The 26281-nt window shown below is 53.2% G+C and carries 21 protein-coding genes; 11 read left to right on the top strand and 10 right to left on the bottom strand.

Translation table 11 applies throughout. The features are described from left to right. Positions 1-463: 463 nt before the first annotated feature. Positions 464-1159: a DUF4274 domain-containing protein gene (locus SNR34_RS23565; RefSeq protein WP_486180303.1), complete on the top strand. Its 696-nt coding sequence runs from the start codon at positions 464-466 to the stop codon at positions 1157-1159. A gap of 90 nt (positions 1160-1249) precedes the next feature. After that, positions 1250-2497 carry a GNAT family N-acetyltransferase gene (locus tag SNR34_RS23560; protein ID WP_486180302.1) on the top strand — a complete coding sequence of 416 codons (1248 nt, stop codon included), beginning with the start codon at positions 1250-1252 and terminating at the stop codon, positions 2495-2497. Between the two features lie 27 nt (positions 2498-2524). Here SNR34_RS23560 and SNR34_RS23555 read toward each other — a convergent pair whose 3' ends face one another. From SNR34_RS23555 to SNR34_RS23545, 3 genes are all read right to left on the bottom strand, one after another. Next, positions 2525-2890 (bottom strand): VOC family protein, encoded by a 366-nt coding sequence (locus SNR34_RS23555; protein ID WP_343261100.1) that lies wholly within the window; start codon positions 2888-2890, stop codon positions 2525-2527. 244 nt (positions 2891-3134) lie between these two features. Beyond that, positions 3135-4718, bottom strand: a complete 1584-nt coding sequence (locus SNR34_RS23550; RefSeq protein ID WP_486182507.1) for an alkaline phosphatase — start codon at positions 4716-4718, stop codon at positions 3135-3137. A 352-nt stretch (positions 4719-5070) separates the two neighbouring features. Beyond that, positions 5071-6003: a ketopantoate reductase family protein gene (locus tag SNR34_RS23545; protein WP_486180301.1), complete on the bottom strand. Its 933-nt coding sequence runs from the start codon at positions 6001-6003 to the stop codon at positions 5071-5073. Positions 6004-6172: 169 nt separating this feature from the next. On the opposite strand from SNR34_RS23545, the gene SNR34_RS23540 reads away from it, so the two are divergent. The 5 genes from SNR34_RS23540 to SNR34_RS23520 all read left to right on the top strand — a co-directional run bounded on the left by SNR34_RS23540 (position 6173) and on the right by SNR34_RS23520 (position 14033). Then, complete coding sequence (locus tag SNR34_RS23540) at positions 6173-6763, top strand: TetR/AcrR family transcriptional regulator (RefSeq protein WP_486180300.1); 591 nt, start codon at positions 6173-6175, stop codon at positions 6761-6763. A gap of 37 nt (positions 6764-6800) precedes the next feature. Beyond that, a complete protein-coding gene (locus SNR34_RS23535; RefSeq protein WP_486180299.1) occupies positions 6801-8105 on the top strand; it encodes a hypothetical protein in 1305 nt (434 codons plus the stop codon). Positions 8106-8416: 311 nt separating this feature from the next. Beyond that, positions 8417-9931: an AbgT family transporter gene (locus tag SNR34_RS23530; RefSeq protein ID WP_236415762.1), complete on the top strand. Its 1515-nt coding sequence runs from the start codon at positions 8417-8419 to the stop codon at positions 9929-9931. A gap of 37 nt (positions 9932-9968) precedes the next feature. Beyond that, complete coding sequence (locus SNR34_RS23525) at positions 9969-11246, top strand: amidohydrolase (RefSeq protein WP_486180298.1); 1278 nt, start codon at positions 9969-9971, stop codon at positions 11244-11246. A 537-nt stretch (positions 11247-11783) separates the two neighbouring features. Further along, positions 11784-14033: a carboxylesterase/lipase family protein gene (locus tag SNR34_RS23520; protein WP_486180297.1), complete on the top strand. Its 2250-nt coding sequence runs from the start codon at positions 11784-11786 to the stop codon at positions 14031-14033. Positions 14034-14244: 211 nt separating this feature from the next. Here SNR34_RS23520 and SNR34_RS23515 read toward each other — a convergent pair whose 3' ends face one another. Together SNR34_RS23515 and SNR34_RS23510 are read right to left on the bottom strand one after the other, a co-directional pair. Further along, positions 14245-15831, bottom strand: a complete 1587-nt coding sequence (locus SNR34_RS23515; RefSeq protein WP_486180296.1) for a choice-of-anchor I domain-containing protein — start codon at positions 15829-15831, stop codon at positions 14245-14247. A 117-nt stretch (positions 15832-15948) separates the two neighbouring features. Then, positions 15949-16512: a DUF1697 domain-containing protein gene (locus SNR34_RS23510; protein ID WP_236415766.1), complete on the bottom strand. Its 564-nt coding sequence runs from the start codon at positions 16510-16512 to the stop codon at positions 15949-15951. A 414-nt stretch (positions 16513-16926) separates the two neighbouring features. Between SNR34_RS23510 and SNR34_RS23505 the strand changes: the two genes are divergently transcribed. Then, entirely contained in the window at positions 16927-18558 is a 1632-nt protein-coding gene (locus SNR34_RS23505; RefSeq protein WP_486180295.1) for a DUF1593 domain-containing protein, read from the top strand. Between the two features lie 64 nt (positions 18559-18622). Here SNR34_RS23505 and SNR34_RS23500 read toward each other — a convergent pair whose 3' ends face one another. Continuing rightward, positions 18623-19198 (bottom strand): TetR/AcrR family transcriptional regulator, encoded by a 576-nt coding sequence (locus SNR34_RS23500; RefSeq protein ID WP_339273978.1) that lies wholly within the window; start codon positions 19196-19198, stop codon positions 18623-18625. Next, positions 19195-20406 carry an MFS transporter gene (locus tag SNR34_RS23495; protein WP_486180294.1) on the bottom strand — a complete coding sequence of 404 codons (1212 nt, stop codon included), beginning with the start codon at positions 20404-20406 and terminating at the stop codon, positions 19195-19197. The genes SNR34_RS23500 and SNR34_RS23495 overlap by 4 nt, the downstream gene beginning before the upstream one ends. A gap of 264 nt (positions 20407-20670) precedes the next feature. Here SNR34_RS23495 and SNR34_RS23490 point away from each other — a divergent pair, with 264 nt between their 5' ends. Together SNR34_RS23490 and SNR34_RS23485 are read left to right on the top strand one after the other, a co-directional pair. After that, the gene (locus SNR34_RS23490) at positions 20671-21210 is read left to right on the top strand and encodes an SMI1/KNR4 family protein (RefSeq protein WP_339273976.1); all 540 of its coding nucleotides are present in this window, start codon (positions 20671-20673) and stop codon (positions 21208-21210) included. A 58-nt stretch (positions 21211-21268) separates the two neighbouring features. Next, the gene (locus SNR34_RS23485; RefSeq protein WP_236415844.1) at positions 21269-21934 is read left to right on the top strand and encodes a DUF2625 family protein; all 666 of its coding nucleotides are present in this window, start codon (positions 21269-21271) and stop codon (positions 21932-21934) included. A gap of 118 nt (positions 21935-22052) precedes the next feature. On the opposite strand, the gene SNR34_RS23480 is transcribed toward SNR34_RS23485, so the two are convergent. Then, entirely contained in the window at positions 22053-23393 is a 1341-nt protein-coding gene (locus SNR34_RS23480; RefSeq protein ID WP_343261086.1) for an MFS transporter, read from the bottom strand. 257 nt (positions 23394-23650) lie between these two features. Between SNR34_RS23480 and SNR34_RS23475 the strand changes: the two genes are divergently transcribed. Then, positions 23651-24040, top strand: coding sequence for a VOC family protein (locus SNR34_RS23475; RefSeq protein ID WP_236415772.1), 390 nt, complete (start codon positions 23651-23653; stop codon positions 24038-24040). 72 nt (positions 24041-24112) lie between these two features. Here SNR34_RS23475 and SNR34_RS23470 read toward each other — a convergent pair whose 3' ends face one another. Continuing rightward, positions 24113-25666, bottom strand: coding sequence for a M56 family metallopeptidase (locus SNR34_RS23470; RefSeq protein WP_486180293.1), 1554 nt, complete (start codon positions 25664-25666; stop codon positions 24113-24115). Next, on the bottom strand, positions 25663-26043 hold the full coding sequence (locus SNR34_RS23465; RefSeq protein WP_236415774.1) for a BlaI/MecI/CopY family transcriptional regulator: 381 nt from the start codon (positions 26041-26043) through the stop codon (positions 25663-25665). The genes SNR34_RS23470 and SNR34_RS23465 overlap by 4 nt, the downstream gene beginning before the upstream one ends. Between the last annotated feature and the right edge of the window lie 238 nt (positions 26044-26281).

Raw genomic sequence — 26281 nt, 5'->3', positions numbered from 1 at the left:
TCTTTCATCCCCCCTAAAGGCCTAAACCTTTTTTTTCGCGACCATTCCCAACGCGTTCAATCAGCAGCCGCTCGGACCAAGCTGGACCCGTGCTTTTTTTCCTCCATATTCGAGACTGTATGTGTATTTCATGAGCCACATATGCATGTATCGCTGTCTCTCTCGAACTCATACTAAGAGAAATATCATGATAACATTGAGAGAATGCCCATCGTGCCCAGCTCCTAAACTGTCGAATGGATCGCCGGGCAGTTCGTGCAGAGCGATGATGTCCCCCGGCGAAGGATAAAATTCAGGAAAGAAATCGAATGAAATGCCCTGAATCTACCTCCTTGTGAACGCAATGAACATTAGAAGCATTTGTGCACGTATATGAAATCCCACTATAATGGGAGAATGAAGAATTTGTCAAAAATGCTGGAGAGATCGCCCTTCTTTCCTACACCAGGAGGTAAACGAATAGATGAATTGGCAGGAAATCAGCAAATCGAAAAACGCTGAACAGGTTCGAGAAGCCGTGACAATGTTGGACGTGGATGAAACGGATGAACGAGGACGGACACCGCTCATGCTGCTGCTGACGCACCGCATGCCGATCGAAGGCATTCGCTACGTGTTACAGCAAAATCCGGACCTGGAAGTCGCGGATAAACTAGGGGACACGGCGCTTAAAAAGGCGGTCAAGTTCAAACAGGAGGAGGCGATCCGGCTGCTGATCGAGCATGGGGCGAGATTGGATTCGCCGATGGGGATCGCAGGAACGGCATGGTATGCCTCCCGAAACCATCCGAAAATCGCGGACCTGCTGCTCGAGACGCCGGGAGCGGTTAGGCTAACCTTGACGGATGAAGAGCAGGAGCGGGTCGATGCGATTCTATATGAGGAATCCATGGATGAGGTCATCACGCGAATTCGTAAGCTAGATTCGGACGTACTGCTGCATGCGGTTGTGGACGGGTACAACTGGGACGACGGACCGGAACCTATGGTTGCCGTGTTTGAGCACCCCGCATGCGCGGAAATAACGATGCTTGACATGTATGAGCTTATGGAAGCCGAATATTGGCTGGATATGGACGAAGAAGAGGCCGAAAGCCACATGGATGGTGCGACTTATCGCAGGCTGGCCCTGTTGATTAAAGAGAAATGCTCGCTATGAGCCGGAAGATTCGCGAGACTGATGGAATGTGATACCTTGGCCTTAACGGTCAGGGATACAATGATTGCGGAAATGCGAGGAGCAACCAAGATGGAACGAGACATAACTAACGGGAGTGGAGTCAAAGGGGGAAGTGTCCTCCATGAAGCAGCAGAGCGAACGGGCGGCAGGGGAGGAAGCAGCCTCGGCGTACGCGTGCACATTTATGATCGGACCGACGTCGGTCACATGGATTGGCCTGATAGGGATGATGGCCGATATGCGAGAGCATATCTGGAGCCGCTTATGCTGGAGGGCACGAAGCATTACATGGCAAACGTTGAGACGACGCTAATGCTCGTCCGGATCGATGACCTTATTCTTCCTTTGACCGTAAACGATGCGCAATACGAAAATGCTTATGTTTGCTCCCCGTACACGCATTATGTGCGTTATGCGAAACAGGAATTGTCGCTGCTTCAACGTCCGCTGCTCGAAAAAGGGTTGTCCGGGCTGCTGAATCTGGTCGGCTGGGGGATGCGCCGTTCGAAATTCAACAAGGTCGTGCACGTCAACAACTGGCTGTTGTCCACGAATCTGTTTCCTGCCATGACGGGCGAGCAGGCGGTCGCCGTGATGCATGCGGTACGGGAACGCTTCCCGGACCATGCCGTCGTTTTTCGCTCCTTATGCCCCGGCTTGCATCCCGAAATTACGGCCGCTCTCGGCGAGGCCGGCTGCAAAATGATTCCGAGCAGGCAGATTTATCTGTACCGGGCGAATGACCCGACATTCGGCAATTCGAAGTCGCGGTGGCTGCTGAAGCGCGATTACGACCTGCTGGCCAAAAACGGATATACCCTTGTCTCCGAAGCGGAGATGACGGATGCGGACATTCCGCGAATTGCCGAGCTGTACCGACTGCTTTACCTGGAAAAGTATTCGTACGACAATCCCCAGTTCGGCGAGCCGTTCATCGCGCTGGCGAAAGCCTCTGGCACGCTGACGCTTTACGGTTTGCGAAAAGAGGGGCGGCTCGACGCGGTCATGGGTTATTTCTGCCGCAACGGCATGATGACAACCCCGTTGTTCGGCTATGACACGGCGCTGCCGCAGTCCGTCGGCCTGTACCGGATGCTGTCGGCCTGCCTAATCGGGCAAGCCAAGGAGAACGGCTGCCTGCTTCATGAGAGCGCAGGTGCAGCACAGTTCAAACGCAATCGCGGCGCAGTGGCCGATTTCGAATATTCAGCCGTGTACGACCGACATCTGCCGCTGGCAAGGCGTTGGTGCTGGTCGCTGCTGGACAGGCTGCTGAACCGGGTAGGCGTGCCGATCATGCGCAAAATGAAGCTGTAAGCCGCGCAGGCGGTTGTTGGGATCTTCTTAGGAATGCTCGGCAAGCTGAACTTCGAAGCCGTCCGGATCGACAATGTAAATAAACCGCAAACGGGGGTTGGGTTCGATGGGTCCGCGTGCGACCGGGACGCCCAGCTCTTTCAGCCTGGCTATGGTTTCCTCCAGCGACGATACCTCGTAGCCAATAGAAATGCCTGCTTCCGGCTTCAGAATGGTCCCGCTGTTTTCGATCAGTTCCAGCTTCGTTTCGTTCTCCGTGCCAAGCATGGCGATTTGCCGTCCCCGGCTTTCGAACCTGCGGTGAACAGGCAGGCCAAGCACGCCGTGATAAAAAGCAAGCGATGCCTCCAAATCCCGCACCCGCAGGGTAATCCAGTTTAGTCCAATCAACATGGGGAATTCTCTCCTTTTTGTCATGAAAATTCAGGATGTTATGCCCATTATACGACAAGCTGGAACGTGGTCCTACCATGGAAACGAAAGAGGGGCCATCACGAGGCGAAGCTGCTGCAGCGAATTCACTTCGACAGACAACAAAAGACTGCCGAGGATTCGGCAGCCCATAAAGTTTGCAGGCAGAGTGCTGCATATTGCTGGCAGTGCTCTTTATTGCGTGAACATTAAATGCGGTCAGCGTTTACCGGATCAAATCCACAGCACCTTGCGGTACGAAAGCGTCAACGCCGTTATACACGATCACGCCTTCCAGTGCCGTCTTTTTGCCATTGACCAGGGCGACGTTTTTGTAAATTTGCAGTTCCAGCTTGGTGCTGCCTTTAGTCACGAGGATCTTCGGATTTTTGGCATCCTTCAGGTCCAGCTTGTAGGTCGCGCCTTTGGCCGTAAAGGCTTGTTTCGCAGGCACAAACAATTGTTTGCTGGTGCTTTCCAGATCCAGTCCGAGCACGCGTGCCATGTATTTGGCCACATCGGTATTGTCGATGACGCCGAATGGGCGGTCATTATTCGGTGCGTACGTATAGAGAACGACGTCTCCGCCCGTATGTCCGCCGGTCGTCCAGCCGATGCCGGAACGTTTGCTGATCATTGGACCGACGACATAGTTCAGGCTGCCCGGTTTCGCCGCTTTGATGGCGGCCACTTCTTCGGTCGTCAGATCCGTGATGCCGAAATATTGTTTCATGACGGCTTTGATGTTGGTGCGTTTGGCATTGAGCTTGGATTCCAAGCCCTCGCCGGTCAGTTTGGCTTTTTTCAGCGGGCCGATAAACGTGGACAATGGCTCTTCATCGTACGTGCCCGTTGTAGCCGCATTACCGATGGTCAGACCGCCGTTCGCATGGTCGGTTACCGCAACGACCGCCGTTTCGCCGTCGGCTTTCGCAAAGTCGAGCGCTACTTTCACGGCATCGTCGAATGCCAGTACGTCGCTGATGACGCCGATCGGATCATTGGCATGGGAAGCCCAGTCGACTTTGCTGCCTTCGACCATCAGGAAGAAACCGTCCTCGTCCTTGGAAAGAACGTCGATGGCTTTGGACGTCATTTCGGCCAAGCTTGGCTGTTTCGCAGGATCACGATCCATGTCGTACGACATGCCCGCTGGAGCGAACATCCCCCAGAGCTTGTTCGAATTGGAAGCTTTCATCGCCTCTGGCGTCGTAACGTAATCGTATCCCAGCGCTTTGATGGAAGAGACCAGGTTTTCGCCGTCTTTCCGTCCGTCGGGTACCAGGTAGCTGCTTCCGCCGCCAAGCACGACGTCGATGCCGTTAAACACTTGTTGTTTGCTGAGTGCGTCGTAATTTTTACGATCCGGGTAATGTGCCGAGAAATCGGCTGGCGTGGCATGCATGATTTCCGAAGTAGCGATGATGCCGGTTGCTTTGCCTGCCAGTTTGGATGCTTCCAGCACGGAAGCGATCGGTTTTTTGGCATCGCCGGCAGCGATTGCCTTTTGCCCTGGCATGGTGGCTTTATCCGGCAGGACGCCAACATATCCGGTATGGGATTTGTGGCCTGTCGCAAATGCCGTACCTGCCGGCGCGGAATCCGCAATTGCCGCGTCTGCAGAATAGGTGCGCACGAGACCGCTTGCCATGGAATCGAGCGTCAGGGCAGAGCCTTTGTACCAACGGGCCAGCGTGGTCGCTTCATGCGCCATGCCGTCCGGGATCAGGATGATTACGTTTTTGATCGGGGAAGAAGACGATGTCGCTGCAGTGTTTTCTTCAGCCCAGGCAGCGCTGGTGCTTCCCATGCTTGCCGCAACGATCGTGGTCATCGCGAGCAGCATTTTAGCCGCACGGGCATTCAACCGGTTTAACATGAATACAGCCTCCTAAAAATGGGTTGTGTTTGTATGTACTGAACCTAGTGTACAGGCGAAATAATAAATGGACGTTTTCCCTAAGTTAACCAAGTGTAAATTTTACGATTAGTGGGGCGAATATATCGGCTTGATGATCGGATACACGTGCAATTCGTCAAAATTGCAATGCTGAAATAAAACATAAAAGGGGCTGATCATGCCTGACAATCCTTGCCGGTCATGATCAGTCCCTTTTGGTTTTTTTGACGCAGCCTGCAGAGAAAAATGCTTTTTCGTTATCTTACGGCGTCATTGCGTTGTTGAACTGTTCCTCCAATGCGTCCCAATGCGGAGTCCGGACCCCTGTCTGCTTCTTCCAGCGACGAAATACGCGGCTTAAAGCCGCAATTTCATCTACTGATCCGTCAACCAGCTGGCTGGCGGGCAGCATATGGAATATTTTCATGACCAGCCGCATGAGGCCAGGGTACTTGCGGACCAGCGAAGCTTGTGCGGCGGGGATCAGCGGATAACCGAGGGATTCGAGGACCTGAAATCCTTCGTCCATCGCTGCGATCATCTGGCGCAGCATCTGGCTATCGCGGGCGATGTTTTTCATCTGATAGCTATGGATCACGATAACGAAGTTCATCGCCACGATCAGTATGATATGATTCTTTAACCAAGCGTCGATATTTTCCTCATAGATAAGCTTGTACTTTGTTTTCGAAAATGCTTGATCAAGAGCCGACCGGAAAGGGATTTCCCCGTCGAGCCCGCCGATAACCATCTGCCCGGGGCCTATGCGAATACAGTCTACACGACCGTTTTCGCGACGTCCTGCCGTCGTTTGGAATCCGAAAGCGATGTTTTTGGGTATAGGACTGTGTTCGTGTACGTAGGTTTGCATCTCATCTGCATCCACATTGTTTCCGACGAGGACGATATTTTCACTTTTGTTGGCGGCCAGAATCGGCAGAATCGAGGCGAAGTCCGTATATTTCATGACCACAAAGATAAGATCGAAATGATGGTCCGGCTCCAAGCTCCGGATGACGCGGATCCGATCCACCGTTGTTTTGCGCTGGAAATAGTGGCGGATCACCAGGCCGTCTTTCTCCAGCTCTTCTGCCCGTTTTCCTCGAGCCAGCAGGCTAACCTCGTTGCCTCCTCGTGCAAGAACATGTGCCAAATAGCTGCCTAGAACACCTGCTCCATAAACCAATACGTTCATAAATGAACCTCCTTATATCGAATAAACAATTGTTGAATAAATGACGTTTGTTGACTAAAATAAACATATCATCTGACAAAACAGCGGATCAATCGCCGATCTCTTGCATTCTGTTGAGAATTCAACAAAATGGGTCTTAGTTGTCTAATAAAAATAGAGAGGTACGCATATGGACAGACGTATTCAAAGGACGAGACAAGCCATCATGGAAGCTTTTATCGGTTTGGTGGAGGAGCTCGGCTTCGAGAAAATCACGATTCAAGCGATTGCGGACCGAGCGAACGTAAACCGGGGAACCATCTATTTGCATTTTGCGGATAAATACGCCCTGTTGGACGAATGCGTCGAAACGTACTTGCAGTTACTGTACGACAGCTGCATGCCGGACGGGGAGCCTGACCGCGATCAGTCGCGTGCTCTGCTGCTGCGAACGTTCGAATTTCTGGAGCGGCATGCCACCATCTATTCCACGCTGATGACGAGCAAGGGCGTTCCGGCTTTTCGAAAGAAAATGATCTCATTGATGGAGCAGGGCATTCTGGAGCAGGTTCAGCGCGTACAAGTTCATACGAACGTGAAAAAGGACGTTCTCATCCAGTTTTTAAGCCTATCGGTCGCCGGCTTGGTGGAATGGTGGGTTGTGCAATCCATGCCCTACACGCCGGCGGAAATGACGGATCAGTTGATGATCATTCTGGAGCATAATTTGCTATCATTGGGCCAATTTCAAGGGAAGGATTCACCTTTTTACAATAAGTAGTTATGAACAATCCAATTGGGGATGAGGAGGGGCGCGAATGTACCGAATCGGCATCGTCGGGCCGCAGCCGTCGATTGAGCGGACAATGAATGCCTTGCAGGGGCAGGAGCTGGGAACAAGCTATGAGCTGTATCCCTACGAGCATGCGCGGGAAACTGCAGACATTATCGAAAAATACCGTGGACATGTTCATGGGTGGGTATTCACGGGGCCCATTCCTTATCTGGCGGCCCAGGCCGTTCTGCGGGAACAGGAACACGCCATTTATTGCCCGCCTACGGGCGCAAGTCTGTACAAAGCCATACTGCAGGCTATATACGCTTCGGAAGAAGCCATCCAGGACATTTCCATCGATATGACGGAAAATGAGGGCTGGGGGCTGATGGACAGCCTGCACGAGCTTGACTTTCCCGAGGAACGATTACGCAAATACGTCTTTTCGACCGATTACGATGTGGAGGAAATGATCGCATTCCATGTCGGGCATTTCGAGCGCGGAACCGTCAAAGCGGCGATTACCTGCTTGTATGCCGTCTATGAGGGTTTGCTTAAACGGGGGATCCCCGTGTTTAAAATCAACTCTACCAAACTGGAAACGGTGCAGGCGGTACGTATGCTGGTGGAACGGATCCGCAGCTCTGCTTTCAAGGAAAGCCAGATCGGCGTGCTGATGGTTGAGGTGGATCGCCTGCATGAGGCGGGTGAACATGGAGCGGAGCGATACCAACTGCAATACATGGAATTGAAAATCCGCAGCCTGCTCCTGCACCATTGCGAGCAAATCGATGGTTCCCTGCATCAGGACGGAACGGGCAGATACCTGATGTACGGCTCCAGGGGCGGCATGGCCCGCAGCATGGATTCGCTGCACTCCACCTTGCATCAGCTTGAACTGGATACGGATTTGCCTTGTTATGCAGGCATCGGCTTCGGCGAAACGGCCTTCGATGCGGAGCGTCATGCCCGCAAGGCGATTCAGTACGCAAAGGATGATGAAGCCGGACGAATCATCGTTTATGAAACGGACGGAACGATCGTGGAAGCGCCCGGCGAGGAACAGGAGCTGGCGTACGAAACGTTTTCCAACGACGCGGAGCTGTTGGAGAAGCTGAACAAGGCCGGCGTCAGCATTCGCACCTTCCAGAAGATCAAAGTATATGTCCGAAGGATGGGCAAGGAAGAATTTACGGCCAGCGACTTGGCTTCCGGACTGTCCATGACCATTAGACACGTGCAGCGCATCATGGGCAGCCTGACCGCTTTTTCTTTGGCGGAAATTACCGGAAACGAACTGAACACCCGCCGTGGAAGGCCAAGCAATCGGTACCGGCTAACGTGTTAGATATAAGGACATCCATTTCAAGATGAATCCATACCAATGATCAAGAACCTAAGCGATGATGCCATCTAAGTTGTCATGTCCGCCAGTGGAGGACAGGAGCAAAGGAGGACGGCACATCGTTTTTTTATTTTGTGTCAAAATACGTAACACAGGTATTGAGTTTTTCTCGGCATTAATTATATAATGTCCTAAATTAATTGCGACATTTTCGTTAAATGTGCGTTATTGTTCTGCAAAGGGGACAAGGATCGTTCCTGCGGACAGGTTCAGTCATCCGGGTGCAGTTCCATCTCAGTCAGGGGGTAAAATGCATGGTCAAAGCGGAAAGACATGAGAACACAGGGCTTTTTGGTTGGGTCGAGAGAGTCGGGAACAAACTTCCCAATCCGTTTATCTTGTTTATTTATCTGATCGCCGCACTTATGGTTGCCACACTGATTTTATCGTTTTTTAATGCAACGGCCCACAATCCGATCGACGGAGAGAAGGTGCAGGTCAAAAATCTGCTCAGCGCGGAAGGGATTCAGTGGCTGCTGCCGAATGTGGTTAAAAACTTTGCCGATTTCAAACCTCTGGCTTCGATTCTGTCCCTTGTACTGGGGATCGGTCTTGCCGAGAAAGTAGGGCTTCTGGAAGCGGTCATGCGCAAAATGGCTGTTCGCGTGCCTGCACGTTATGCAAGCTACCTCGTCATTTTCATCGCGTTCTTCAGCCACGTGTCGTCGGATGCGGCGCTGGTAATCATGCCCCCGCTGGGAGCGCTCATCTTTTTGGCCGTAGGCAGGCACCCCGTAGCGGGATTGATCGCCGCGATTGCGGGAGTCGGGGCCGGATTCACCGCGAATATGCTGATCGTGACCACGGACGTGCTTTTGTCAGGTATCAGCACCGAAATAGCCGCTTCCGTCGACCCGAACGTTGGCGTAACGGTATTGGACAACTGGTATTTCATGTCCGTTTCGGTCATTGTGCTTACGCTGGTCGCCGGATTCATGACGGATAAGTTCCTGGAGCCAAGACTGGGAAAATATGAAGGAGAGCGCATCTATAAGCTCGAAGCGCCTACGCCGGAAGAAAATCGCGCTTTGCGCGCCGCAGGCATTGCGGCACTGATCTTTATCGCCGTCGTGGCATTGTTGGTCGTTCCGTCCAATGGCATTCTGCGCAACCCGGAGACGGGCGGCGTGATGGGGTCGCCGTTCCTTTCAGGGATTGTTCCTGTCATTTTGCTTTTCTTCTTTACCGTAGCGCTGACTTATGGCATTAAATTAAAAGTGATCCAAAACCAGAATGATCTGCCGAAACTGCTGGTCGAACCGATCAAAACGATGGCCGGGTTCATCGTCATGGTATTCCCGCTCGCCCAATTCGTCGCCATGTTCAACTGGAGCAACATGGGCAAGTTTCTGGCATTGACGATTACCGATCTGCTGGAGAAGCTCGGCGTCAACGGGATTCCGGTCGTTATCGGACTCATCTTCCTGTCCGCGCTGCTGACCATGTTCATTGCGAGCGGATCGGCGATCTGGTCGATTCTGGCACCGGTGTTCATTCCGATGATGATGCTGCTCGGCTTCCATCCAGCATTCACGCAAGTCATTTTCCGCGTATCCGATTCGGTCATCATTCCGCTCGCGCCCGTATCGCCTTTCGTGCCGCTCTTCGTCGGTTTCCTGCAGGAGTATCGCAAGGACGCGAAGATGGGGACGTATTATTCCTTGATTTTGCCGTATTCGATCGTATTCTTCGCAGCTTGGGTCATCATGGTCGTTCTGTGGTACGTATTCAACCTGCCGCTGGGTCCGGGAGTATATCCGAGACTGTAACCGATCAGGAGATCAAACAAGAAAGGGGTAAAACCAAATGATGGACATTATTACGCTTCGCCGGGATTTGCACCAATATCCCGAACTGGGCTTCACCGAATTTCGCACGGCCACCAAAGTGGTGCAGCTATTGACGGAATGGGGGTATCAGGTCATCTATGGCAAAGATGCGATTGACGATGCATCGAGACGGGGCCTTCCCAAACCGGAGGTGCTTGAAGACGCGTATCAGCGTGCTCTAAGTGAAGGAGCGGAGCCGTCGATCGTTCAGCATATGCGCGGCGGCTTCACCGCGGTCGTGGCGGAACTGGAGGGTGTACACGCAGGACCGACCACCGCGTTCCGCTTTGACATGGACGCCCTGCCGATCCGCGAAAGCGCCTCGGAACAGCATGTTCCGCAAGCGGGGGGGTTCCGCTCGCGGCATGAAGGGCTGATGCATGCCTGCGCGCATGACGGCCATACGGCGATCGGCCTTGCCTTGGCCGAACGGCTGCGCGACAGGCAGTTCGCAGGCAAAATCCGCCTGTTGTTCCAACCTGCCGAGGAAGGGGTGCGCGGTGCTTACGCCATGGTCGAAAAAGGCATGCTGGAGCAGGTGGACCGCCTGTTCTGCATGCACCTCGGCACCGATGTGCCGTCCGGCGAATTCCGCGGCGCGTCCGGCGGCTTCCTGGCCACGACCAAGCTGGAGGCGCGATTCACCGGCGTGTCTTCCCATGCGGGAGCTTCCCCGGAAGAGGGCCGAAATGCGCTGCTTGGCGCGGCGACGGCCCTGCTGAACATTCATGCGCTACCGCGTTTCAGCTCGGCGGATACCCGCATCAATGTCGGCATTTTGGAGGGCGGAACGGGAGCGAACATCATTCCCGAACAGGCGCGCATGGTCATCGAGACCCGCTCGACGAGCGATGAGACGAATCGCGAGCTGGAACGGCGCGTGCGCAACATCATCGAGAGCAGCGCGGCCATGCATGAACTGGAAGCAACGGTGGAGGTGATCGGCGGCGCCATTCCGATTCATTGCGATCTGGAGCTGGCCGAGCTGGCGGCGAAGGAAGCGGAGAGCATCGAAGGATTCCGCCGTGCTGTCGTCCTTGAAGACAGCGCTGCCCTGGGCAGCGAAGATGCAAGTTACATGATCCGACGTGTGCAGGAGCAAGGCGGCAAGGCAACGTACATGATCGTTGGCAGCGACCTGCCGGCACCGCATCATCATCCTTCTTTCGATATCGACGAGCGTGTTCTCATGCCGGCGGTCGAGCTGCTGGAGCGATTGGCGAGGTCTGCCGAAAGCGGAAACGGAAATCAGTAATGTACAGGCCGTCTATGCCGGAGAATATTCTCCGGACAAGGCGGCTTCCTGCTGGCCATTTTTTTGCGCGAAATATGAAATTTGGTATTGATATCGCTTACATTGTGTGCTAACATCACGATAACAACAGGATTGTAACCGCTTATATTCGGGCAATACCTGTAGGTTACCGGCTTCCAATGATGAAGCATAACAGCTTCCAATGGGGATCGGGACACCGTATTTGATACTTCATTCACCTCATACCCAAGGGTTGTAACTGATTGCAGGCAAAACCTGGATTGAGGGCAGATCACGGCGCAAGATGCGACGATTTGCCTTTGATTCGGGTTTTTTTAGTATCGTTTGCCTGGAGGTACAATTCAAAGCACCCATCGCAGCCGAAATTCGCAGGAAAGGAGAAGGGGCATCAGGCTTACAAGGGCAGATAGAGAGATCGCAGACGAACCTTGGAATGCTTCATAGGGACAGCCGTTTTTGACTTAAGCAATGGTGACAGCACATCACACATTATCCGACAGCGAGGAGATTTTGCACATGAGAAAAATGAAAAAAATGAAACGCACGATGGCCATCGCCAGCATTTTGGGATTATGCGTATCCGGTTTGCCTGCCTATGCGGCCGAAACTTCCGGAGCGGCTTCCGCTTCGTCCGCGGCCATCGACAAACTGATCCAATCCCAGCTGATCCGTGGCAGCGGACAGGGGGTTACCGCAGCGTATTTGAATAAAAAAGCAACCCGCATTCAGGCCGCAGTCATGTACTTGCGTTTATCCGGACTGGAGAAGGAAGCGCTCTCTTATCAAGGGACGGATACATACGATGATGCGCAGCTTGCGGGCAAAGTGTTGCAGCCGGTCGTTGGATATCTCAAACTTCATCCCTATTTGCAGCAAGGAGCGTCGGACAACCGATTTGAGCCGTCCGCGCCGATTACGGCAGAAGGGTATGCGTTCATGCTGCTGAAAGCGCTTGGATACGAAGAAGGCACGGATTACGAAACAGGCGGTGCGGCCGCGTTTGCTGTCGGCAAAGGTATTGCGGCGCTGGGGCAAGCCGGCGAGTTGACCAACCGCCAGTTGGCGGAGGCCACCGCGCAGGCGCTGCAGGCCCAGCTCAAAAATGGCAGCGGCACCTTGGAACAAAGCTGGAAAAACAGCGCCGAACCCAAGGCGTTCACGCCGCAAACGCTGCAGCAGACCAAGTACGGCCCGATCGACGGCGTGGCATACGAGCAATACGGCACCCTCGGCTGGTTGGGCGTTCCTTACGCGGCACCGCCGGTAGGCGAATTGCGCTGGAAAGCACCGGTTGATCCGGAGGCATGGACGGAAACGAGATCGGCGAAGGAGTTTGCGGAGAAAAGCCTGCAGCTGTCCGGTGCCGGGACGGTGGGCAGCGAGGATTCGCTGTATCTGAACATCTGGCGTCCGAATACAACGAGCTCCAAGCTTCCGGTCATGGTATTCGTGCATGGGGGCGGCAATATGACCGGGTCCACCAAGGAGTTCCAGGGCGAGCAATTGGCCCGCAAAACGAACAGCATCATCATTTCGGTGGAGTACCGCCTCGGTGCGCTCGGATTTTTCAAAAACGCTGCGCTGGAGACCGGTGACGCCCTCGACGATTCGGGCAACTTCGGTCTGCTGGATACCCTTCAAGCCTTGAAATGGGTCCAGGAAAATATTAAAGGCTTCGGCGGCGACACGGATAACGTTACGCTCGCCGGACAGTCGGCAGGTGCGCGCGACGTGCTCGCGGCCATGATTTCGCCGCTGGGCGAGGGGCTGTTCCAGAAGGTCGCGGCATTCAGCGGCGGTTTGACGACGGCAGCGCCGGAAGAGGGCGAGAAGAAGTCCGGCGACGTGCTGGAGAAGCTGCTCGTGGATGAAGGCAAGGCGGCGACTGCCGAAGAGGCGAAAGCGTGGATCGCCAAGCAGTCCAAGGAAGAACTGGCTGCTTATCTGCGCGGCTTGCCTGCGGATAAGCTGGTGAGCGCATTCGGCGGCACGGCCATCCGCATGGAGCCGTTCCCGCATCTGTTCCGTGACGGGACGGTGATTCCGAAGCAGGGCTTCGACGCGATCGGCAGCGGGGATTATGCCAAAGTGCCCGTCCTGCTGGGCAGCCTGGAAACCGAGTTTTCCGGCTTTGCCTTCGGCGATCCGAACTTCTCCCCGGCGATCAATGACGGCACGTTGTTTACGGACAAAACGAAAGCCGAGCAGTATGCCGCAGCGCTCAAATACGGCAGCGAAGCCTATGCGGGCTTCAACGCGGAGCGCGTAGCCGAACGGTTGACCACGGTTTCCGGGCAACCGTCCGTATACGCATACCGTTTTGCATGGGGCACGCAGCCTGGCGTCATTTCCGACAAGCTCCGAACGCTGCTCGGCGCGCCGCACGGAGCGGACATGGACTTCTACACCGGCCGCGCAGACGGCATTGCGTCCTACTTCCCGGAAGGTTACTTCACGGACGCCAACAAGCCGGGCCGCGAAGCGTTGTCCGATGCGATGGCGGCGTACCTGAAACAATTCCTGTACACGGGTCATCCAGGCAATGGCGGCAGCAATGAGCTCGCGGCATGGACGCCGTGGACGAAGGATGCGACGGCACCAATCATGCGTTTTGATGCAAACAACGAAGAGACCGAAATCGGCATGTCCTCCCAATACAATCTGGACAAAGCAGCCGTCCGTGCCAAAATGAAAAAGGAATTGTCAGAGGAAACGTTCAAGCTGCTCGACGAAAAAGTGTTCAACGGTCGTTTCTTCTGGGAATGAACGCAGGGGGCATTACATTTACGAACGAAAGAGTCTGATCAACAAGGACATTTCGAAGTAGCTAGGGAGCTGCCCATGAGCAGCTTCCTCACAAAGAAGAAGGAGCGAATCTCCCTTTGACAATGATGTCACGGGAATTCGCTCCTTCGTTGGTTACTCATGTGTTGTTATGTCGATGAGATAACAGACTATGGCCAATCCAGCCGTTTATTTACTTTTTCTCGTAAAAGCTGATCGTTCCCGTGCTTTCGTCCGCGCTGACGAACAGACTGCGGCCATTCACGCGATGAATGCCTTCAGGGGATTCGCCGGCCGCCCGGATCAGTCCGAGATAATCCGGGTTCGCAGGGTCTGTCAGATCGAAGAAAAGGATTGCATCGGCACGTTCGGACGCAACGGCGGCATAGGTACGGCCGTCCACCGTGGATACGGTCAGGTTTTCCACCTCGCTGCCTTTGTTCGGACTGCGATCATCCGGGTACAGGCCTGCTTTGGCCGTCGCTTCATCGATCAGGTTTTGGCTGTCATAGACGCGTTTCCCTTGCAGATCCCAGACGCTGATGCCGCGTCCGCCCGCCTTCACGCCGTCATCGAATTCGTTTTTGCCCAGATCTCCTTCATTGGCGGTAAGGATATACTTTCCGTCTGGCGTAAACGCGACGCCGTCCGGTTCATAACGTGCAGTGAGGCTGTCCGTAAATTGTACGATGCCGTCATCCTTCAGGTCTGCCGCGTGAGACGTCGTGCCGAGAGCAAAAATGGTGCTCAGCGTTTTGGTTTGCAGATCAACGATGGCCACGGCATTGTTTTCTTGCAGGGTGATGGCCGCGGTTTTGCTGTCAGGGCTAATCGCAACGTATTCGGGCTGCGGATCATGCGGATAGGCTGCGCCTTTCACATCTTCCAGGGATACGGGCACATTCGTGACTTTGCCTTCCAGCGGATTGCCCCCAGCAAACGAAACGATCATGATGCTGCCAGGCCGTTTGGCGTTGGCGTAATCGATTTCGTCTGTGGCTTTGTTGATCTCCTCGTCTTCGATGGCGATGACGGCATGTTGTCCGTCCGGCGAAAGCGCGATGGAATCCGGACCGATGCCGAGCTCGTACGTTTTGACGGTACGATAGCTGTCAAGGTCAACAACGGCCAAAATGCCTTTGTTCGCTTCGGTGTCCGTATCGCCGGTTCGAACGACCGCCAGTCCGTATTTGCCGTCTTTGGATACCGTAACGCTCGTCACTTCGGCCTTTGGCGAGAGGTCATGGAAACTCACGGTTTGCAGTACGCTCACTTGGCCCAGATCCGAGATGTCCAATACGGAGATGCTGCCTTCATCCGCTTCGGTTACCAGCAAACGCTGTCCATCAGGGGTGGAAGCTGCGATTTCGGCTTTGCCGCTCGGCATTTGAAACGATGCTGCGAGTTCGAAGCCGGTGTTGTTTTGGGCCGCGATCACCTGCTTCTGGATCTGCTTCAATGTATTTGGAGAAACGTAAGTGGTTCCGTTTTGAAGATACGCCTTGCTGTCCAGAGCCAATGTTGAACCATTGATGGTGATGGCGTCCGAGCCGACCGGGAGCTGTGCGCGGACGCCGTCCATCCGGATCTCGACGCTGCGGCTGCTGCTGTCCCAGGTAACGGCACCCTGCATGTTCTGAATGGCCGTACGCAAAATGACATGATCGCTAGTGGCTTCAGACGTGCCGGATGCATGAGTGTGTGGTGCATAAGCTGCCGTGCCCGCAGCCAGAATGGCTGACATGGACATCATGGCCAGCCAAGGCGTCTTCTTTTTCAAATGGACCGATCCCCTTTAACGTTTGTGTGGAAATATGATAGTGATGTTTATCATGTTAACGAGGAAACGTTAAAATCAGGTAAAATGAAAGGGCGCGTTGTGTTAAATCAGTGAAAGTTAATTCTTTTTCTCGTCGATCGCTTGCATCAGCTTGTAAATTTGTCGCGTCGTATTGACGTTTCGGACCGTAATGAATTTGTAGAGCTTGGAGCCGACGAGTTTGTTCATGCCGCTTTTGGCGGCATCTTCCCTGCTGACGGAATATAATACGGCTCCCGAAACGTAGATCAGCGTCCCGATTCCGGGTTTGATGGGCAGCTTGTCCAACACCGAAACATCATTGATTTCGTCCCAGAGGAACAGAACGTCGCTTTTGCTCTGGTCACCGTTGCTCCAGTCCTCCGGAAGTGCCTTGATGACCACTTCGACTTCATGGATGTTCCGCACGATGACCGGGATTTGCAAGCCAAAATCGTCCGCAATCGCTTGTTCAAGCTGGCGGGAGATTTCGGCATGGGCGTTGGCTCGTTCGCGATGATCAACAAAGATGATGTTACCGGAGTTGATGTAGGTCACCACGTCGGTGAAGCCTGATTTTTCAAACGTCTCTTTCAGTTGTTTCATGTTGATTTTGTTGTTGCCCCCGACATTGATGCCCCGAAGCAATGCAACATAGATCATAAATGGTTCCTCCTCTGCGACAATGAATGGACCGGTATGCCTTCTTTTATCATAGATTGCTACATGCACAGTATACCAAATGGGAGGATTTCCCGAGAAAACAGAACAAGCAGCACGATTCCGGCCGGCATGCTGCAGCCGCTTTTTGAATGAATGCCATCCATCGTTATTCGCAATGACGAACTAAATTTCCATTGGTAACGTTTACATTTGTGCAGAAATGTGTTACAGTCTTATTCATACGAAGGATTGTGACTGCTAGCGCAGGCAAAACCTGATTATCACGTGCACGGACTCTGTCCGCATGCATAGATACTCGGGTTTTTTTGTTTTTTTGGCCGATATTAAAAGAAAGGCTGTAAGAAAAACCCTTCGGCACCACACATCAGGTCGAACGCAGAAAGGGAGAAGAGGATGAAGAAACCAATGTGGCTCAGGACGTTGATCACATGCTGCATCTGCACGTTGGTCATTAGCGGATGCGCCTCCAAAACGCCGCAGGCGGGCAATGAGACACCGAGCCCGTCAGCGCAGCAAGGGCAAAATGAAGACAAGGGAACAACGGATCAAACGACGGCAGCTAAAGCGAGAACGGTCATTACGACCGACGGCGAAGTCGATGATATGAACTCGGTCATTCGCTTCCTGCTGTACTCCAATGAAATGGACCTGGCAGGCATCGTGCTGACCAGCTCGGTGTACCACTACGCCGGAGATCCGGATGCGGGAATCAAGCCATTCCGCTGGACGGGCACGCAGTGGGTGTACGACATGATTGATGCCTATGGCGAAATTTACCCCAACCTGATCAAACATGCGGACGGTTATCCTAAACCGGAAGATCTGCGCGCCATGACGAAAATCGGGAACATCTCCAACAAAGGCGAAATGGAAAAAGAAACCGAAGGCTCCGAATTTCTGAAAACATTGTTCCTCGACGACGATCAGCGTGATCTGTACGTGCAAACGTGGGGCGGGACCAATACGACGGCCCGTGCGCTCAAATCGATTGAGGATCAATATAAAGGCACGGACGAGTGGGATGACATTCGCAAAAAAGTCAGCGACAAACTGGTGCTCTACATCATTCTTGACCAGGATGACAGCTATAACGATTACATCGCCAAAAGCTGGCCGGACATCCGCATCCTGAACGATCAATCGAACTTCTGGCACTTCGCTTATGCATGGAAAATGCATGCCGAGGAAGTCAATGGCAAGCTGCACGGCGACTGGATGAAAGAAAACCTGTTGACCGGGCATGGCAAGCTGTTGGACATGTATGCAACGATGGCCGACGGCAAAATGATCGAAGGCGAGCTGCCTGAAGAGCAGCGCGGAGATCCGGAGTATATCAAGAAGAACCCGCAGTATGCAAAATACGACTTTATTTCCGAAGGGGACTCCCCGTCCTTCTTCTATTTGATCGATAACGGCCTGCGCAGCATGGAGGATCCTTCCTACGGCGGCTGGGGCGGACGCTTCGGCGTCGTGAATGACAAGCTGTTCCGCAACAACGTGCTGGATTACGATCCGTACACCAAACGTTACGAAGCGGAATATTCCCTGATGAGATGGTTTGACGACATTCAGGATGACTTTGCCGCACGTGCCGATTGGGCCGCTGCAGACACGTTCGAAGGCGCAAACCATAATCCGGCGCTGACCGTCAAGGAAGGCATCGACTTGAAAGCAAGCCCTGGCGAACAGGTGACGCTGCATGCGGAAGGTACGGACCCGGATGGGGACCAACTTACGTATACATGGTGGAGATACGCCGAAGCCGATACGTATCAGGATTCCCCGGTGGAGAATAAGGTCGTGGAAGAGAAAGCCGGAAACCTGCTGCTGGGCTTGCATCGCGAGGTCGGCAAAGACGAGAAAATCGACACGATCAAGTTGCAAGGCAGCGACACCGACACGGTTACCTTTACCGTGCCCCAAGATGCCAAGGCAGGCGATACGATCCATATCGTAGCCGAGGTTCAGGATAACGGCAAACATCAGTTGAAACGGTACCAACGCGTCATTCTGACGGTTAAATAATAATCGTTAGTTGGCAGCGCAAACGACAAAGAAGCCTTTCCCTAGGGAGAAGGCTCTTTGTCGTTCAGGAAGAAATGCTCCGCTGGATGCCGGTCCAGAACACGTTCCAGGCGATGGCGAGTGCCTGTTCGAAAGATTGCCGCGTTTCGTACACGAGCTGAACGTCAAGGCCGTCCATCAGCGTGACAAAAGCGACGGTCGCTTCCTCGGGACTCAGGCGAATGTCAGGGTGCTGCACGAACACGCCAGCAAGTTCTTCCTTGAGCGTGCGCAGATAGGTCCGGTACTGAGCCAGCACGAAGTCATGGACTTCCAAGGGCGTAATGAAAGACAGAATGTACATAAAAGCCACGTTGGGATGCGTGAGGAAACGATTTTTATGCTCCTGCAAAAACGAGTGCAGCTGCTGTTCCAGGGTCTGCCCTGCCGATTGAGCGAAAAACTCGCGCACGAACTGCTGCTCTTCCTGTACCACTTCCTCGTAAATTTCCACAAGCAGCGCTTTTTTGGATGCAAAATGGTAGGAAAGGGATTGTTTGCGAATCCCGGTTTCCTCGGCAATCTGGGCCATTTTGGTGCCCTCGTACCCGAAGCGGATAAAATGTTGTATGGCAATATCCTTGATTCGTTGTTTGCTCAAATGTCTGCCTCCAGTGAATGATGGGTCGTTTGGCGCCGTCTTCGGGCGTACATGACGTACAGCAAGATGTACACCACGAAGATGCCTATGGCTATATCATACACCAACGTATAAGAAAATGCAGATGCCAACATACCCAGTACGAGCGAGCCGCCGCCGATGCCGAGATCGAAAAAGTTGAAAAACGATGCCATGGCATTTTCATGCTCATGCTCTTCCACCAAATTTACGCACCACGTCTGGATCGCGGGGAAAATGGCTCCAAACCCGAAGCCGTACAACGCGCCGGCGACGAGGAAGTGCACGTCATTTTGCGCGAGGGTCAGCACCGACAAGCCTGCGATGGCGAAGACGGCCGATGGCACGAGCACAGAGCCGGGCCCCAGCCGGTCAAACATTTTGCCGGAAAACAGCCGGACGACAAAGCTGGCGATGGCGATGACGAAGAAAAACCAGGCGACCTGCGTAAAGCCTTTTTCTTCAGCGAACAACGCGACAAACGACATGATCGAACCTGCCGCAATACCGACCAGCATGATGAGAATAGAGGGGAACAGCACCTTTTTTTCGATGAGTTTGACGGCTGTATGAGGCGTCTCCGACGTTTGAGAATCATTTTGCTGCACCGGTTTTCGGGATACAAACACGGTCATGAGCAGCGCCAGCAGCAAAATGCACATGCCGCCCATAAACAGGCTTTGGTAGTTGAATTGCAGCAGCAGGCTCGTTCCGATCAAGGGGCCGACGGAAATGGCCACCGTCTCGCCGACGCCGAAGTAACCCATGCCTTCACCCCGGCGCTGCTTGGGAATGTTCTCGGTGGCAATGGTTGCGAAGTATGTTGTCGCGAGTCCGAAGCCAAAGCCATGAATGACCCGGAGCAGCAAAATCATGCCGATGCCTGACGCGAGGTAGTATGAACCGGTAACCAGTGCGCAGATGGCGATGCCTGCGATGAGCAGCATTTTTTTATTCCATTTGGTTGCCAGGATTGCGGTGAAAGGGCGGACCAGGATTGCCGAAAACATGAAGATGCCTGTGACGAGTCCGATCTGCGATGCGTCACCACCCAAGCTTGATACGAACAGCGGCAAGGTAGGGAGCAGCATTTCGAAGGCCATGAACAGCAGGGCGTTGGCCAGCATGATGAAAATGAACGATTTTCCCCATAATCGTGCATTCGTTTTGTTATGAGTCAGGGTAACCATGTTTAACCTCCGTCTTTTTTATTGTTGCCGCGCGGCATGATTTATTGATATTACCTGACGATGGTCAGATTGTAAAGGGTGCGAACAGACTTTTTGTTTTTTCTTACGGGACGAACGGAAAGATGGACAGGGTTTGAACGGGGAAAAAGGCCGTGATATGCTCATAGTCGGAATGGTAAAAAAGGGAAAGAACGAATGGCGGCCCAAGATGTATGCTGCGTTTTCTTGGTGCATGCCAAATGTGCAGGAGAAGGAGGGACGAGCATGTGGAGCGATGTATTTGAACATGAGTGGTCCAGGCAGCCGGGGGCGTCGAAGGCAGAGCTCGAGCAATTTTTGGGACAGTGGAATGCCCGGCTGAACGAAGAGGAGGTCGGAGAGATTCGGGCAGGGCGGGAGAAGCTTTTGGCGAGCATGCCCGCGCTGCATGTCCATGGAGGACGGCCTGATCCGGCGGATTGGTCGTTCCCCGAGAGGATGCTGCCGGAAAGTTATATCGAACTGCTGCTGTTCTCCAATGGCGGCGAGTTTCAGAACGGGGAGCGTTACTTTCAGCTTTTTGGCACGGCGGATTTCAGGGAAATGAACCTGGCATACGAACTGCCGGAGTATATGCCGGGTGCCGTATCCTTTGCCTTGGACGGAAACGGCAATCACTACATGTTCGATATGCGGTCAGCGGCGGTTAAGGGGGAATACCCCATTTTGATGGCCCATTCGGGCAATTTGAGTTACGAAGATGGCGTGCAGGTTGCGACCTCGCTGCCTGAGCTGTGCCGCAGCAAACAGGCGATTGAGCTGTAAGGAATATTGTACATGAACGTCATCAACGCAAGTTTTGACGCATGAAAGGAGTTTTATGATGGATGCATTGAATGCGGATCAGCTATATGATCGGGAGCATCACGCCTGGGAGGAATTGCGGGAGCTGCTGGACAGCGGCGAGAATACATGGAACTACGTCCCTGCACGGCGCGAAGCGGCAGAAGAAACGCTTGTGCGGCTGCAAGTCAGCACCCGTTCTTATTTGGGTACCGTAGCGTATGAGACCGGGGGAATGCGATTCGACCATGGCTGGATCACGTTGCTTGGTTCCGGAGGCGAAGGCAGCTACGGCAGCCTGACATTCTGGAACGGATTGGACGAGCAGTCTACCGTTCCGGCGTTACCGGGCGTGTTGGTGGTGGCTTATGATGCGGCAGGCGGATTTTTTGCGCTCGATACGGGCAGGTTCGGACGCACCGGTCATATCTATTATTTTGCGCCGGACACGATGGAATGGGAATCGACGGAGCTGGCCTATTCAGGGTTCATCCATTGGCTGGCCAACGGAAATTTGCAGCAGTTTTACGAGACGTTTCGTTGGAATGACTGGCAGGATACGATGGGGCAGCTCCGGCCAGGCGAAGTATTTGCCTATTATCCGCCGCTTTGGTCGAAAGAGGGTGGAGGCGAGAATAGCACCAAAGCTCCTGTTTCCGTCACGGAGGCATGGAAAACCGCTTTGTCCGCGAAACCGTCTCCGTGATTATTATTTAATATGAAAATGGGAAAAGGCCCGCTGTTGAAGCGGACCTTTTTTGCTATATGCGGCATGACCGGTGTTGATGCATTCGATTTTCTGGATCGTGCCTTATAGGGAGGTGTCAGTTTGCAGCTGCGGATGCTGCTGAATTACTGCGCGTAGAGCGAGCGTAGAGAAGCACAAGCGTGAGCGAAATCAGGCAAACGAGCAGCAGGCAGCCGTACACGTAAGGATAGGCTTCTTTCACCGGGACCCCCGGAAAGCTGTGCAGCAGCAGCCCGCAGACAGCCACGGAGAGAGAGCCGCCGAAAAACTGGATCAATTGCAGAAGACCCATGCCGGCACCGATCCGCGCTTTGGGCAGCACCCGTGAAGCCTCGTTGTTCATTGAGGCGATGGAGGCCGACAATGCAGGGGAGAAAAACAAGTAACCCACGGTGATGATCAAGGCCGAATATTTCAACCCGAATACGTATAAAAGCAATACACTGGCAAGCAATATATGGCCGATGATCAGGAAGCGCATGTTTCCGAAACGATCAATCCAGCGGCCGACAAACCGCGCCAGGAATGTCGCAACGATCGCTCCTGGAGCAATCAGCAGTCCAATCGCCAGCGACGAGCGTCCGAACAGGTCGGCAAGCACAAGCGGCATCAGGAACAGATTACCCAGATTGACGATCAGCACGCAAAAGCCGATGATCAGCAGGCGGGAATAACCTTTGGTTGCAAACACCTCACGATTGATGAACGAGCCGTTTGCTTTGCGGATATAAGCAATATGCACGGCGAGCGAAACCAGGCCGATGAGCAGCCAGATCAACGACTGCTGCGTCACGGCCACAAGCACCGTCGTGGCGTTCACTACGGTAAGTGCTGCACCGGTGATATCGAACGATTTTTCGGCCCGAATCGTTTCTCGCGGCAAAAAACGCAGCAAAAACGGCAAGGCCGCAAGCACCAGCACGGTAATCGCAAACAGTCCGTTCCAGCCCAAGTATTCACTGACAAGTCCGCCGACAATCGGGCCAAGTCCGAAGGCCATGGCGCTCCCGGACGAAATCATCGCGATGGCGGCGCCCCTGCGCTCCACCGGAACATAACGGCTCGCGATGACCAAACCCAGTCCGGCCATGACTCCGGCTCCTGCCGATTGCAGGATGCGCGTGATCAATAACAGGGTGAAATTGTGGGCGAACAGTCCCAGCACGGATGAACAACCGAGGATGATCAGTCCAACCGTAACCAGTTTGCGTACAGGCACATGGTCGGAGAGTCGGCTGAAAATAACGGTAGAGAGCGCATAGCCGATAGAATAACTCGAAATAACCCACGACCCAAGATCCGAGGTGATGTGCAAATCCTGAATGATCACGGGCAGGGAAACGTTAAACATGGTAGTGTTCATGACCACGATGAAGAGGCAGCATGTCCATAGCGGCATGACGATTTTGTCTTTCATTGGATCCTTCCTGTCTGTTTTTCTATAGTATGTTCGCAAAGGCAGCCTATGAATCAAACGAACCTGCAGGCTGCCGCGATTCTAATAATTCATTGTAACCTTGAAATTTATATATGGCAATAATGTCATAATTAAAATGCAGGCTGGTAAAGATGGCTCATAATCATGTTTGGCATGGACGCTGTCCCGGACAGGTATATACGATGGAGGGGCGGTATATTTACGAAATGGAAGTATTACATAAAGGAGAAATGAAAATGAGTCACGATTTGTTGATGTCGCATTCGGTTTTTCCGACAACCGATATCAAACGTACTGCAGCATTTTATGTGCAAAAACTCGGTTTCCGGGCCTATGAATATTTGCATACAGAGGAGCCGCATATTTGCTTGTACCGGGATGCTACCGAGGTCATTTTGACCATGTCAAACGGGCAAAGGGTGATTCCGAACAGGGAGTTATATGGCTATGGGTATGACGCTTATTTTATCACCCGTAATCAGGAAGCTCTGCAGCATGAATTCAAACAAGCCGATGTCCGCATTGTTCGGGAGTTGAGGCAAACCGATTATGCGAACCGCGATTTTGTCGTCGAGGACATTGACGGCAGATGGATTGCCTTTGGCATAAAGCTGCTCGATAAATGATCGTTGGAACGAAAAAAAGCGCCGCAGTAGCGCTTAATCGTTGTGGATGCAAGGTGCTCGCTCGTTGTGCTGTTAAGAGCCATCTGCGATAAATTGGATGATCTTCCCGTCCAAAAAAACAACCTGCGTATTCGCATCTGTTATGTTGGTCTGGACCTGATACGGGCCGTTCTCCAGCATATTGTCGATGACGCGATGCACCGAAATATCCGCTTGTTTAGCGTAGCCCTGCTTCTTCAAAGCTTGCTCGTATTGATGCATCAGCGCAGCTTCCAAGCGATCCTGGGACAAATCGATTCCGATCGAAGCGTTCTCGAACTTGCCTGTCTCATCGTTTACCCACAGCGACGTCATTCCGGTTCCATCGCCTTCGAACTCGAGAAACCATTGGTTCGAATTCGGAACATGCTCTGCTCTCTTTAATGGCAGCGCCATGCCAAGATCGGTCATCACCTCACGGATGGTGTCTTCAACCTGGCCGCGAATGGCGGGGTCAACCGTCTTAAGAAGAGGCGCATTCGCTTGTTCCATTTCGGCGAGCTCTCTCATCAAGGCAGGGTTTGCCTCTTCAGCTCTGGCGTTTGTGAGCGACACGGAAACTAACAGCAGAATAAGGACGAATCCGGCAGCGGTCCACTTTATTGAATGTTTTTTGAATGTTGCAATCATCGTAACTCTCCTCTTCAGTTGGGGTAGTTTCGGCGAAAACTTGGTGGCAGCCAGCAGTGGCACAGGACGCGAAACGTTGCGCTCAAGCAGTTTAACGATGGTGTAGCCGTAGTCCTGTACTTCGCCCGCGCCGATATGTGAGATGGCCGCCGCATCGCACGACAGCTCTTGATCTTCCCGCATTTTACGATAGGCATACCAAAGAATCGGGTTAAACCACTGTACAAGGAGCAATGCGGTCATCATCACATTGGCTGCGATGTCTTTGCGTTTCAAGTGCACCAGCTCATGCAGGAAGATATAACGCAATTCCTTGGAGCCAAACGTCTCAGGGCTATGGGCGGGCAGCAAAATTCGGGGGCGCACGAGTCCGTACAAACTCGGCCCGTCCACCTCGGCCGAAACAAGAAGCGGAACGCGGCGTCTGATTCCCAGTTCGTCTTTGCATCGGTCCAGCAGCCGGACGAGATCGGACTCGGCGGGCATAGGTTGCGCCTTTCCAAGTCGTCGTCCATAATCCCGATTCGCCTTGAACAGGGTTCCGACAAGGGCGAGTGAGCCGGCTGCCCATAGGATGAACATGACGAGATCCAGCGTTGGAATTCCAATGTTTGAAGGGATCTCGGATGCGTCGTTCGCTTCTCTATTCGGCGGCGACAATGTCTGCATGGGCGGCAGTCCTCCGGATATGTCCTGCACGGGATTCATAATCGCTACGGGAGTTTGCCGTTCCAAGAACGGGAACATGTTATACATGCTCATACCGCTCTCAGGTGCCCAAGGAAGGATCATTCTTGCCATCAACACAAACCACATCCCGTATTGCCATTTGATCGGCAAACGATGCTTCAGCACCATTCGGATCGCCAAAATAAGAATGGCCATCACGGTTGCCATGAACGAGGTCTCAATGACCCACTTTACAAAGGAGGGTATCCACGCAGCGATGGCATTCATGATGAGCCCTTCCTCTCGTCGAGGATCCGCTTCAACTCTTCGATTTCCTCGCGGGACAGCTTCTCCTCTTTGAGAAATTGGACTAGCATCGGCTTTATGGCCCCTCCGTACAGTCGCTCAAGGAATGAATGGCTCTCTGCCCGCTGACACTCCTCTTCACTGACCAGCGGATAATAGAGGTAACTCTTTCCCTCCTGTTCGAATCCGATCACTTCCTTCTTGAGCAAGCGGCTGATCAAGGTTTTCACGGTGGCCGGCTTCCAAGATGATTCAGGGTTGAGTCGTTCAATGACTTCCTGGGCGGATGCAGGAGACCTGCTCCATAACACCTTCATCACTTCCCATTCCGCTTCCGAAATACGAGGGAGTTTCTTCATGGATGATCATCCTTCTTTCTTCGATTACATATGTAATCAATTGTCGCTAGTGAATAGATTACACATGTAATCGTTAATTGTCAACGAGGGCATTGACCCTCTGGCATAAAGCTGCTCAATAAATGATCGTTGGAACGAAAAAAGCGTCCCGGCTGATCTTGGGAACGGCATGGAAAATGATTGGTAAATGTGTGCGCCGTCACACTTGCCCGTGTCGTTGTCTGTTACCCTGAATGGG

Source organism: Paenibacillus sp. XP01, assembly GCF_057364885.1.
The sequence above is the reverse complement of the archived record's forward strand: the minus strand, read 5'-3'. Positions and strand labels throughout refer to the sequence as shown.